The following is a 12,871-nucleotide window of genomic DNA, read 5'->3' as shown; positions in this document are numbered from 1 at the left end:
CCATCCCGGTTTATGTGGTTTTGTTCACGCCCTTTTCCGACTTGATGCCTGTTCGTTCCAGTAATAGCGTGGTTAGCGCGATCAATTGCAACGCGATCGCACAGGTGATCATCATTTGAAATCCGCTTGCGCTGATTTTCCCGATTTCCGGGCCTTCAACGAGACGGGAGAACAATCCGGCGGCAAATGCACCTGTACCGAACTGGATCATTTGGAAAAAACCGATGAATGCCCCGGTTTGTTCGGGAGGGACAGAGAGGAGGGCAATTTTATTTTGGGAAGGCATGGCAATGGTCCCCCCTATTCCCAATAACAAGTAAATGGCGATGAAAAGCAAAAGGTGATGAAAGTTGCCGCTGAACCAAAAGAAGACGGAATCGCCAAGTGACAGGATCATTCCGACGGCTAAAGTGAAACGCGGGTTTTTGTCGGCAGCACGCCCGGCAATACCGGAAAATGCCAAGCCCATGACGGAATCAATGAGAATGATCAAGCCCACGAGGTCAGGTGGGATGGCATGCACATCCCGCAAATAACTGGGGGCGTACAGAGAGATGGCGTTGCTTACCAGGTACAGGCAAAAGACGCGCAAGCACGCCAGGATAAATGTTTTGTTATGAAAAGCGCCGGGCGGGAAGATGGCCCCCTCTCCGTTGTTGCTTTTTTGGGACACAATGATGCCGATGATGCCCGCAGCCGCAAGGATCGCCCAGACCAGTTTGCTGGCTGTGGACAGATTGTTCATAAAAAGGCATTGAATGCCAATCACGGTCATTAATAAGCCGAATGCGCCGACGAACGGGATTTTGGATTTTTTTTCGGGCGAAAGTCCACGCGGAAGGTGGATCAACGCCATGATTAGCGAGATTATTGACAAACCGAACAGACACCAGAAAATTGAATTCCAATGATAATGCTTGATCAGGAGGCCGCCGATGGCCGGACTGATCAGGGTGGCTGTGGCCAGTGTGCCGGAGAACTAACCAAAAGCCCAACCGATTTTGTTCTCCGGAAAACTTTGACGAATGAAAATGACCTGAACAGGAACAATCATCGAGTCAGCCAGCCCTTGCAAGGACTGAAAGATGAGGAAGAAGTTCCAATCACGGGTCAACCCGCTGCAAAGTGTAGACAGCGCAAATAAAACAATCCCGGTGAAAAACTGGCGGCGGGCACCGAAATGATCGGCTGTTTTTCCGAAAAACGGCAAACCGACGGCGAATAGGGCAAAGAAAAGAATATTCCGCCACTGAAGCGTCTCATACGAGATGTTGAAATCCGACACGATATCGGGAAATGCGATCGTCAACATGGAAGTGCTCATGACACTGGCAAAGACACCCATCGAAATGGTTAGGATCAAAAAGTGGTTTTTGAATGTACTCTTCAAGTTCATACCCTCCCAAATGGCGTCTTCGGTATTTTCATAAAATCATTCAGGGAAAACGGCTTTGCGATCGAAAAAGGGTTCTGGTTTTCGTCCGGGGGATACACGTTTCTGTTGGGCTTTGATCAATATATCATAAGACTATAATTTATAAAATAGTATTATAAATTATTTTTAAAATAAAATTCAGAAAAGAAAATTGAAGAAGAGGGGTTTTGAAAGCATATTTATATCTTTATTGTTTCGCTTGTAGAGAGATGTCTTTAAACAGATTGCTTGATTTTTTGGCAGTATGGGGGCAGCTGTGGTGGATCGCTGTCTATCGAAAAAGGATTTTATATTCAATTAAAATTGGTACAAACGAGAGTGAAATAATATAAATTTAGAAAATAAAAAATATTGACAATTATATGATAATATTATAGATTAATAACAGGAGGTGATCGCCTTGAGCAAGGAAATCAAAAAAGAGCTCAAAAATGAACTCGAACAACTGACTGTTGTTGAGGCGAAGGAGTTGCAAGTGGGCAATGCGTTTCATGCTTTCCGTTTCTCTTCCGCCATTGAGGAACTGGACGTTGTGGAAGCGAATGAATTGAAAGTGGGCAATGCTTTCCATGCTTTCCGTTTCAATGCTTAATTGATAGTGCTTTGAAAGAGGTGTTGCAACCCATCGATCCGGATGATGCAACACTTCTTTCTTTAGTCCATTCAAGATCGGAGGTGAGTATAATGGGTGACGAGATCCTGATCGTTTTTCCCCCCACCACGGAAGCACGGTTATTCCCTTACCTAAGCTTGCCCATGATCACTTCGTATTTGCGGAAACGGGATGTTCCTGTGGTCCAGAAGGATCTGAATATTGAGCTGTGCCATCAACTTTTCTCGGCGGACAAGATCGGACAGTTTATTTCGTTGCTGGAAAAACAGGGGCGAAACGATTTACAACACAGATATCGTCTGGAAATGGCTAAATTTTTGTGGAAAAACCAGCGTGATTTTTTTTCGCAGGTTTTTGATAAACAATACTCCTCATTAAAGGTTGCCCACCGAAATACGAGATTTGTTCGCCAGGGAATTGAAATGTTGCTGGAAAACTCCATTTTGAAAGAGCAAATCACTTCGCTTGATGAGATCGGGAAAAAGGCTCTGGATTACCAGACCCCATCTGAAGAAGACATCGCTGCCCTCACTTTGTATGAATCTTTCATTCCGTTGATCAATCGATTGAATCCCAGGGTTTTTGCTGTCTCCATCGCCTATTACAGCCAGATTCTCCCCTCCTTGCTTTTAGCCAGATGGGTTAAAGATTGCATCCCGGATACGTTTGTGATCTTTGGTGGGCAACAAATCATGCTGAGACATGAAGATATGGCGAATATTCCGGCATTCCGCAGATATGTGGATGGTTTGGGAACAGGTGCGGGAGAGGAAACCATGCTTCGTCTGTGGCAATATTTGACCGGTGGGGGCGGGCAGGAAAAAGTGCCCGATGTGGTTTGGCTGCAAGACTCACCTCCATCTCAACCTTCACCCCGTTCAACCGTGCATATTCAAAATGTGCCTCCCCCTGACTTCAGTGATTTGCCATTTGACAAATATCTGAGTGAGGAAGTGAACCTTTCCCTGATCACCTGCATCGGCTGTTATTGGGGCAGATGCGCTTTCTGTTCCTACGGCAACCGCTCCCGCAAACAGCAAAACTACCAACAGAAAACAGCCAGGCAAATCGCTGACGAGTGTCAATATTTGCTGGACAAACACCAGGTTAAGCGGATCAATTTCATCGATGAAAACACAAATCTCCGTTTAGTGGTTCATGCGATGAGAATATTAAACCAGCGTGGATACCGGATGCAGTTCAGCACCCGGAATCGCATGGAAGAATGTTTGCTTGATCTGTCATTTTGCAAGGAGTTAAAGGAACGCGGTTGCGTATTGATGTCGGTCGGATACGAGACGAATTCGCAACGCCTGCTTGACTTGCTGGATAAAGGGGTGCAGGCTGCCCATTATCAGCAGATCATCGATAATTTGCACCAGGTGAACATTCCGCTGCGACTGTCAGTCATGGGAGGCATTTTGGACGAGACAGAAGAGGAATTGCGAGCATCGGAAGAGTTTTTGATACGCAATGCGCACAAAATCGGTATTGATGTGATGCAAATGTTGGTGGCCGAGCCCAAAACGTATCTCACGGAATCACCGGAAAAATACAACATAAAAATCAAATCGAAAACCAAGCTGCGCGGCAACCAATTGCTGAATTACGGCATGGGGCGGATGGGATACGATTTCGACTATGTGGACGGGGATACTTTTGAACCCAGACTTCAAAATTTCTTGACGATTTTCCGCAATGTCAAACCGCAGAAAAATGATGAATTGCCCCCGGATGCCCGTTTTTCCGGGCAGGATGATGATTGGGATGAAATCGGGATTAAAGAGATCGAGTTGTTGCCGTGGGTTAAGGTGATTCAAGCCCCTCTTCGTTCCGGACAACCTGTGCAAACGTTTATAGTCGACATGTTGTGGCAACGGTTTTTTCGGATTCCTGATCTGCTGCTGGAGTCATCCGGACAGGTTATGCGGACATCAACGGAAAATGCGGAAGGCATGGAATTACTGAAACGTTTGGTCAAGGCGGGTATGGGCAGAGTTATCACTCAAGCATAAGGAGAGATCAGTTGATGAGTCCTGTTGCATCGGTCCGTTTTCCTGAAGTGAATGAAAAACTGGGGTTGGGTTTGGGGATGGATCTGCCCTGGGGAGAAGAAATCGGTTTTCAAAGAGATTCGGGACAAGGGGATTCAATCACCCCGAAAATGAAAAAATTTTTTGACCAGTACCGCGGTCAATTCAACTACATTTTTATCGCTTTCCAGCCGAAAAACCGAAACCGGTTGAACGCGGAGGAATATTTTGAGGCTTATGATTGTCTTTTTGCCGAAGTACCGGAAATCAAGGCGCGAGCTTTCCATCAAACCATTTTGAACATGGGAACGATGGAGAATTACCGCAAGGGGGAAATTATCGAATTTACCAACCGGTTGATTGAGCGCTACGATTTCAAATGGATTGTGGAAGACTTGGGCCTGTGGTCAGTTGAAGGGAAGTCGGTGCCGTTTCCGCTGCCCCCTTTTATGACGATGGAAGGTTTGAAGGCCTGTATTCGGAACATCAGAGAATACCAAGAAAATTTGCTGGCTCCTTTGTCGGTGGAATTTGCGGGATTTACGGAAGGAACCAACTTTTATATTGGCGATATGGACGCATATGACTATTTTCGGATTATAGCGGAAGAGACGAATTCCCCTGTTACGATTGATATCGGGCATATTCTCAGCTACTAGTGGTTGATGGGCCGCACGGGAGAACGGATGTATGAAGAGCTGGACCGTTTGCCTTACGAATACTGCTTTGAGTTCCATCTGTCGGGATGCCAAATCATCAAAGGGAAATTCCGGGACTTGCATCATGGTGTTTTATTGGATGAACAAATTGATCTGCTTGAGTATATGCTTCCGCGTTGCCCCAATCTGAAAGCCATTACGTACGAAGATCCCAAGTATACGGATGAGGGGATTCTCATTCCCAAATCGCAACCCAATTATCAACGCATGAAGGAGGTAGTGGAAAAATGGATGGGGCAATAAAGGGAGAAAGCATCGGTTTGCATCGGGCTTTATATGGTTTGCTTTACCATCGTTCATATCGGCAGGCGTTTTTGGAAGGAAGGTATGACAAGTTGCAGTTGTCCGACGGGGAGTTGCGGCAGCTTGCCACCATCGATCATGAGGAACTGTGTGCGACGGCCAAAAATATCTGCCGAAACCTGCTGTCGGGAAACCTGGAAATCAGCGGTGGCTTAAAGGGTTCTTATCCGGGCGTTTTTCAGGAACTGGAGCGGATGGGTTATGATCGGTATGAGCTGATGTATCAATTTATGGAATCGCCCCATTTTGAGGAATATCGCGAACTCCCGTTTAGCGGTGTGGGTTTGTGTGTTGAGGAAGCTTTTTACGGCTTTATGATGGAGCAGGAAGATTTTCTGAGGGAATCACCCAATAACCGGCTTCTTCTTACTCATGAATTTTTAACTGTGATGCTTTCGATTTTGGTTGTCAACAAGCACCCCAATTTCTGCATCAAGACGAACTTGATTCGCAAAAACGATTCATGTTTCTACGCCATTCAATCCTACCCTGATCAAATCGCGTCGGCTTTGGCCAATAGAAAGGTTCACGGAGATTCGCAAGGACGGACTCTCTATTTGTACGCTGCAGCGAAGGATCAATTCATTAAAGGACCGATTAACCCGTTCATCGCCCGGCTTATCGAACTGGGGAGAGCGGAGGAGATCACAAAATGGGCCAATGAATGGATGGAGACTTATCAAATATCAGAAGAAGAACTGAATGATGCGATGGAGAAATTCTTGCGGCTGGGGTTAATTGGATGATGGGGAAACGGACGATTTATACATTTGAGGAGCATGGAGAGGTGTTGGCGCATTGGCATGAAACAGGATATGACAATGAAACGCTCATTTACTTCGATCGCCATCTCGATCTGAAAAAAATAGAAAAGGCACAGATGAGGCGGATTCGGGAACAGGGTTTGAACTGGAAAGATTTGCGGTTATTGAACCGAGATATCCCGTTTCGTGATGACGACTTGTTTGCGTATGGTTTGGATAATTTTCTCTACGCGACCACCGCTTTGAACCTGGTCAAACGGGTCATTTGGGTTTATCCCGAGCCCAAGCCCGTTTCCGTTGCTGCGCTGGGGCATGTGTTGTGGGACTTGTTGTCACTTGTTCCGGGGCACGGAGAAGAAGTGAAAAACACTTTCAAAGTGAATCCGCATTCGGCATCGGCACAAGTGGCGGGGATGCAGGTGGAGATTACCACTTTGCGCCGGATTCACAAGCTTGGGTTGGATCCGGATGCTAAAATCGACATTGATTTGGATTATTTTTATGAAGAGAAGGGACAAATTGTTCACGGTGTAGACGAAGTGGTTGAGACATTAAGAAGAGAGGGGATGGGCAACGGTGAACCGACGATGACATATTCCATTTCCAGTGGTTTTCTGCCTCGTTCCTGCAGATGGTTGGGGGAAGCTGTCGCCAATAAGTGGGGTTGCACGCTTCGTTCGCTTAGCCGACGGCGATCAAGTCAAGGACATGCGGAGCAAAGCATGAGCGTAATCGCTGGCAAACGTTCATTGGATCGGGCGCTGTTTCAGCGTTTGTGCCAGGACGAATTGCAACCGTTGGAAGGGCCCGGTTGGTCACTTCGGGCGCTTCTGGCGCTGGCCTTATCGGACATCGCAGAAGCTGAAAGGTATTATCAAAGAGCAGTGGAATCGGGAGATCGCGCCACTTGGGCAGCGTACTCGATTGGGCTGTTCCATATGGGGCGGAAACAGTATGAGCAGGCAATTCAATGGTTCAGCAGGGCGGAAGGCCAATTGGTTGATACGATTCAGGCCCACAGTCTCTCGCTCCGGGCTTTGTGCGAATGTAAGTCGGGCCAGTTTGAGCGGAGTTTACGTACGGTTGAACGCTGCCTGAAAGAATTGCCTTTGCGCCTGGAAGCATACAAGGTTGGAGCTGTGGCCGCGGGCGAACTCGGGATGTTGTCGGAGGCAGAAAAGTTCAGGGAGCTGGAAAAAGAGTTATGCGGCGTGAGGAACCCGGAACATTGAGGGGATCAGCGGCGAACCATTGGCGTTTTTACAGAACGGTTTATTTTGAATCGCAAACGAAGCGCATCACCCGGCTGCAATCAGATCCCCGGCAGGGATATCAAGGGTTGAAATCGTTTGCATGGCTGGAAGAGAAGCTGACCTCGTGTGCAGAGGCTTTGGATGTATCTCTCCGTTCTGTGCGGAAGAGGATTGAATACTATAGAATCACCATCCGGTCACAGCAGAGTTTACTTTGGCATATGGAAAGGCCCCACTTTTCCCCTCGTGAAATTGGCGTGCTCATTCATCTTTTCGTCCGGGGACGATCGGCGTCGATACCGGTGATTTGGCAGTCCACTTGTGTCGAAGAATGGAACCTGAATCTAAACAGAGCGATTCATGAAGATATCCTGCCTGAGATCGAAGCGGCAGTGGTTGGAGAAGCGCTGAAAGAAGCTGTTAAGTTGCCTCTGCTGTTGGACCCGTGGCTGGCCTCACAGTTGATCCATGAGTGCATTGGCCACTCCTCCGAGGCGGATAATTATCTGGATTATATGTTGCCGCATGGATACCGGCTTGGTTACCAATGGACGAGATACCCGTTGGATGTGTATGATGATCCCACATTGCCGGGGCATCGTGCTAGTTATGAAATGGACCACGAGGGTGAACGGGCGAGACGTGTCCAGTTGGTTAAGCAAGGCATTTGGAATGATCTGTTGCACAACCGGGAAACGCAGAAGCGATGTCAGGCACCGGGGGCCGGGCATGGAAGGCGCACCCCTGATGGAGAAAAAACATTGCCCAGGATGTCAGTCACGTATGCGGATCAGGGCAATTGGACGTTTAAGCAGTTGGTTGAGGGGATTGAACATGGGATTTATTGTATCGGGACATGGGGAGGAGGTTCGTTGGGCCTGAACTTTATCATCCGCCCTGCCTATGGAAGGATCATTCGCAACGGCCGGTTAACGGATGAGATTGTGCGTCGTTTTGATATTAAAGGAAATAAGATGGACGTTATGATGAAAGTTGAGAAATTGTCCAATGAGTTGAGGTTTTACAATCCTGTCTTCGGATGCGACAAGAACGGTCAAAACAACTTGCCCGTGACACTCGGTTCCCCGCATATTCTCCTGCAACCGTTCACGATCCACCCTGTCAGCTGAAGGATGTCAGCCTGACCCGGTCAGCGGATGCTTGTGCAAACAGGCAAAACCCCTCTTAAGCGAACGTGATCCCGACAATGCTGTGATTTTCGCTTCAGAGGGGTTTTGGTATTGTTGATTTAAATTCACCCTCCTCTGCAATCAAAAAATGATACAATGAAATTAATCCCTGAAAAAAAGGGGAAGATGCCGTGGAAAAAAGGGAAATCGTAGTGGAATTTTGCATCTCCAATTTGGTCAGTGGCTCCTTATCGGCATATTATCAACTGAAAAACCATAAACATCCATACATAAAAGTCAAAGCGGAGCGGTGTTTGGGCTACTGCGGCCGCTGTGGAAGTTCGTTTTTCGCCTTGATCGATTACAAGCCGGTTGAAGCGGACACCCCTGAGGAACTGTATGAAGAGATTGTCCGCGAACTTTCAAATTATCTGGAATAAAGCAGCAATATGGATAAACCGATGAGGATGAGTGCGACCAAAAAAGAGCCCGTCTGCACGGTACGCAGTCCCGCATCGCGCCTGGACATTGCCTTTTCATCCGGTTGCGTTGCGAATTCATGCTCGCGGCCGATACGGTTGAATTTTTTGAAAGCCTTGGCAAAGTTATGAAAAAAACCGCCACGGATTACAAAAATAGATGCGGAAATAGTGAGAAACAATAGTCCGAATAGAAATAAATGGTTACTCCATGCCAGCTTGTTTTTCGGGGCAATGACCAGGGTGATGATGAAAAAGATGGCCATAACCGCTGTCATGTAGCGGACGATGGCTTTTTTTTGTGTCATTTTTGCTCCTCCATCTGTCGGATCTTTTTGTATATTATGTGAAACGTTAATGCTTTTATTTCTATTATTAAGTTATTGTCTTTTCTATTACAACTAATTAATTTATAATGTGAAAGTCAATAATACGATAGCGAGGCGATAAGGGAATTATCTGAAAAGTACTGAATTAACTGTAAAGGAGGGTTTAATTTGATCAGTAAGAAATGGAAAAGCATTGTTGGAGTTGCCGCCTCGATCAGTTTAGCGCTAACCGGTTGCTCTTTTCAACAAAACGGAGCTTCCGGCAGTGAACAATTGAGCAAGGATCAGATACTCCGCATTGCTGATACCGGTGATATTCCCATCCTGGACAGTGCGCGGGCTACTGACGTTTCGTCGATGAACATCCTCAATAACATTCAGGAAGGGCTGATGCGCGAGGGTCAGGACAATCAGCCTGAAAACGGAATTGCCACGCATTATGAAGTGAGCCCCGATAAAAAAACCTATACTTTCCATCTTCGGGACGATGCGAACTGGAGTGACGGTCAGCCGGTGACAGCGGATGATTTCCGATATGCCTGGCTTCGCGCACTTGACCCGAAAACAGCTTCCCAATATGCGTATGCCCTCTACCCCATCAAAAACGCTCAAAAATATAATGAGGGGAAAGCGAGCGCTTCGCAAGTAGGGATCAAAGTTTTGGACAAACATACGCTTGAGGTCACGCTGGAAAAGCCGATGCTCAATTTTATCAGCATGATCACAATGACGGTATACCTGCCGCAGCGTCAGGATATTGTGGAAAAATACGGATCGAAATACGGGACCGAAGTGGACAAGATGGTATTTGACGGCCCGTTTGTTGTGGAGAGTTGGACTCCGCAAAAATTGGTCTTGCAGAGAAATGACAACAATTATTGGGATAGCAACAGCGTCAGCCTGAAAACGGTGGAAATCAACATCATTAAGGATTTGGCCACCGGAATCAACATGTACAACGCCGGACAGCTTGACATTGTACCGCTCAATGACGCATTTGTCGATGCCTATAAACAAACGCCGGATTTTGTCAGTGTCAAACAGGCAGGCGTTTACTATATTCTATTAAACCAAAAAAATCCATTTTTCAAAAATGACAAAATACGGAAAGCGATCACCCTGGCGCTTGACCGCGACCAGATTGCCAACCGTATTCTCAAAGACGGATCGAGCCCGGCCGGTTCACTGGTTCCGCCTTCGATGAAAGGCGAGGCGAACAAATCTTTCCGCGCCGGCGGCGAAGTAGTGGGAACCAATGTGGCACAAGCGCAAAAACTGTTTAAAGAAGGTTTGCAAGAATTGGGGCTCAGCCAGCCGCCAAGAAATATTGTGATGATTGGATATGATACGACGGCCAGACGGAATGTGGCGGTCAATATCAAAGAACAGCTGCGGCAAACACTGGGCTGGGATATCAATTTGGATTCCCCGACATGGAAAGTGCACCTGCAACGGGCGGAGACGGGCAATTATGATATGATGATGCTCGGTTGGAGTGCGGATTATGATGATCCCATGCAATTCTTTGAGATTTTCGAAAGCAACAACCCGATGAACTACTCCCATTTCTCCAACGCCCAATATGATCAATTGGTGGAAAAGGCGAAGCAGGAAACGGATGAACACCAAGAGTATCAGGATCTGAGCCAGGCGGAGAAGATCCTGGTCGGGACTGACGGGGAAGGACAGGCCGCTTTCATTCCCCTCTTCTACGGTGGCAAATCCTATATTCAGAAACCGTATGTGAAAGATGTTTACCGTCATCCGTTTGGCGCCGAATACAGCCTGAAGTGGGGTTATATTACCAACAAAAAATAGTAAAACACAAATGGGGACCTGATCAGGTCTCCATATTAGCAGAGTTTCATGTCAATTATCAAAACATAACCCTTTACAAATCGTTGAATTATGGGTTAAATATAAATATGCGGCTAAAATTTGATAAGTATTGAAGAGTAAATTGTCTGAAATGAGGCGATTACGTTGCGATAAACAGAAGAGGAGCGGAGGAGAGCATGGAAGAGCTTGATAAGCGGAATGTTGAAGCCGAATTGTTTATAAGATTTAGATCATACTTCCTAAAGATGGGTTTACGACCATTTTTTGGTCTAAACTATAAATTATTTTAACTTTGAAAAAAGGGGGCAATCGGATGAACAAGAGGTTCAAACTATCCTCCTTGTTCGCACTCCTCCTCGTAACCGCATTGGCCTTATCTGGTTGTAATACATTCAGCGGTACGAGCGGCGGCGGAGGCAAACAAGTGCTCAATCTCGTTGAATTGCAAGAACCGCCCAATCTGGATAGCGCGAAGTCCACGGACACAGTTTCAGCTACATTGCTGAACAATATCATGGAGGGTCTTTATCGCGTCGGTAAAGACGGAAACCCGGTGCTTGGCATTGCCGCGGCCGCCCCGCAGGTAAGCCCGGACAAAAAAACGTATACCTTTAAACTCCGCGATGCAAAATGGAGTGACGGCAAACCGGTAACGGCCCACGACTTCGAGTACGCTTGGAAGCGGGCGCTTGACCCGAAAACGGCATCAGAGTATGCCTACATCCTCTATCCTGTGAAAAACGCTGAAGCGTTTAACATGGGCAAAGCAAAAGCTGACGATGTCGGGGTGAAAGCACTTGACGACAAAACGCTGCAAGTGACGTTGGAACAGCCGATCCCGTACTTCCTGGATCTGTTGACCTTCCCGGCCTATTTGCCGCAGCGCCAGGACATTGTGGAAAAATTCGGGGAAAAATACGCGCTCGAAGCGAAAAATATGGTTTACGATGGTCCGTTTGTCCTGACTTCCTGGGTGCACAACCAAAGCTTCAGTGTGAAAAAGAACGACAATTATTGGGATAAAAATACGGTCAAACTGCAACAGGTAAATTGGCAGATCGTCAAGGACGGCGGAACCCAGATCAACTTGTACAACACGGGTAAACTGGATTTCACCTATCTGCCGACTGAATTTACCGCCAAGTACAAAAACAACAAAGATGTTTTCAACATCAAGGAATCTTCATCCTGGTATCTGGAAATGAACCAAACCGAAAAGCTGTTCCAAAACCCGAAAATCCGGGAAGCGATCGGCTTGGCCATTGATAAGAAAACGCTGACTGACAAAGTGGAGCAAAACGGTTCGATTCCGGCCGGCGGCATTGTTCCTCCATCCATCAAAGCCAGCGGTTTCGATGATAAGAAAAAATATCGTGAAGTCAATCAGGACAAAGTGCAGTATGATCCAGCAAAAGCGAAACAGCTCTGGCAAGAAGGTCTGAAAGAATTGGGCATGACTCAGGATCAAGTGCCACCGATTCACATTTTGGGTGACGATACGACCGGGGCGAAAAAAGACTTGGCCTATCTCCAAGACCAACTGCAGCGCAACCTGGGCGCCAAAATCGTCATCGACTCGGTACCCTTCAAAGAACGCTTGGAGAGAGGAAAACATCAGCAATTCGATCTCCTTTATTCCGGTTGGAACGCAGACTATAACGATCCGATGACCTTCTTGGATCTTTTCACGTCGGATAACAGCTTTAACCGCGGAAAATGGAGCAATAAAGAATTTGACGAATTAATCGCAAAATCGAAGCAAAATCCGGATTTTAAACAACGTTTCAATGATTTGACCAAAGCAGAACAAATCTTGATCAATGACCACGGTATTGTACCGCTTTACTACAGAACCCGACTGGGTCTGAAACAACCGAAAATCAAAGACTGGTACTGGAATTCAATCGGATTTGAATACAGCCTCAAGTGGACTTACATCGAAGAATAAGCCGTGTGTATTTGATGAAGGTATGT

Annotated in this window: 11 protein-coding genes and 1 pseudogene; 10 read left to right on the top strand and 2 right to left on the bottom strand. The window is 46.7% G+C overall.

The annotated features are described in order from the left end of the window. Positions 1-10 precede the first annotated feature (10 nt). Positions 11-1,345 (bottom strand): annotated as a pseudogene (locus JG50_RS0102355) (MFS transporter). Between the two features lie 490 nt (positions 1,346-1,835). Here JG50_RS0102355 and JG50_RS0102345 point away from each other — a divergent pair. The 8 genes from JG50_RS0102345 (at position 1,836) to JG50_RS0102315 (ending at position 8,690) form a co-directional block, all read left to right on the top strand. After that, a complete protein-coding gene (locus JG50_RS0102345) occupies positions 1,836-2,027 on the top strand; it encodes a hypothetical protein (RefSeq protein WP_033099486.1) in 192 nt (63 codons plus the stop codon). 92 nt (positions 2,028-2,119) lie between these two features. Next, entirely contained in the window at positions 2,120-4,063 is a 1,944-nt protein-coding gene (locus tag JG50_RS0102340) for a radical SAM protein (protein WP_033099485.1), read from the top strand. A gap of 14 nt (positions 4,064-4,077) precedes the next feature. After that, positions 4,078-4,740: a multinuclear nonheme iron-dependent oxidase gene (locus JG50_RS18025; protein WP_200880745.1), complete on the top strand. Its 663-nt coding sequence runs from the start codon at positions 4,078-4,080 to the stop codon at positions 4,738-4,740. Between the two features lie 27 nt (positions 4,741-4,767). Then, complete coding sequence (locus tag JG50_RS20410; protein WP_200880744.1) at positions 4,768-5,043, top strand: hypothetical protein; 276 nt, start codon at positions 4,768-4,770, stop codon at positions 5,041-5,043. Further along, a complete protein-coding gene (locus JG50_RS0102330; protein WP_033099484.1) occupies positions 5,028-5,849 on the top strand; it encodes a hypothetical protein in 822 nt (273 codons plus the stop codon). The genes JG50_RS20410 and JG50_RS0102330 overlap by 16 nt, the downstream gene beginning before the upstream one ends. Then, positions 5,846-7,099 carry a tetratricopeptide repeat protein gene (locus JG50_RS0102325; RefSeq protein WP_033099483.1) on the top strand — a complete coding sequence of 418 codons (1,254 nt, stop codon included), beginning with the start codon at positions 5,846-5,848 and terminating at the stop codon, positions 7,097-7,099. The genes JG50_RS0102330 and JG50_RS0102325 overlap by 4 nt, the downstream gene beginning before the upstream one ends. Beyond that, positions 7,096-8,250 carry a TldD/PmbA family protein gene (locus JG50_RS0102320; protein WP_160173791.1) on the top strand — a complete coding sequence of 385 codons (1,155 nt, stop codon included), beginning with the start codon at positions 7,096-7,098 and terminating at the stop codon, positions 8,248-8,250. Before JG50_RS0102325 ends, JG50_RS0102320 begins: the two co-directional genes overlap by 4 nt. Before the next feature lie 191 nt (positions 8,251-8,441). Then, positions 8,442-8,690, top strand: a complete 249-nt coding sequence (locus JG50_RS0102315; RefSeq protein WP_033099481.1) for a DUF1450 domain-containing protein — start codon at positions 8,442-8,444, stop codon at positions 8,688-8,690. On the opposite strand, the gene JG50_RS0102310 is transcribed toward JG50_RS0102315, so the two are convergent. Beyond that, on the bottom strand, positions 8,678-9,037 hold the full coding sequence (locus JG50_RS0102310; RefSeq protein ID WP_033099480.1) for a DUF3899 domain-containing protein: 360 nt from the start codon (positions 9,035-9,037) through the stop codon (positions 8,678-8,680). The genes JG50_RS0102315 and JG50_RS0102310 overlap by 13 nt on opposite strands. 189 nt (positions 9,038-9,226) lie before the next feature. Between JG50_RS0102310 and JG50_RS0102305 the strand changes: the two genes are divergently transcribed. Then, entirely contained in the window at positions 9,227-10,876 is a 1,650-nt protein-coding gene (locus JG50_RS0102305) for a peptide ABC transporter substrate-binding protein (RefSeq protein ID WP_052153925.1), read from the top strand. Between the two features lie 334 nt (positions 10,877-11,210). Further along, positions 11,211-12,845 (top strand): peptide ABC transporter substrate-binding protein, encoded by a 1,635-nt coding sequence (locus tag JG50_RS0102300; RefSeq protein WP_033099479.1) that lies wholly within the window; start codon positions 11,211-11,213, stop codon positions 12,843-12,845. Positions 12,846-12,871: the final 26 nt, after the last annotated feature.

This window comes from Thermoactinomyces daqus (genome assembly GCF_000763315.1).
Lineage (GTDB): Bacteria > Bacillota > Bacilli > Thermoactinomycetales > Thermoactinomycetaceae > Thermoactinomyces_A > Thermoactinomyces_A daqus.
Note: the sequence above shows the minus strand (reverse complement) of the source record. Positions and strands in the feature narration are given on the sequence as shown.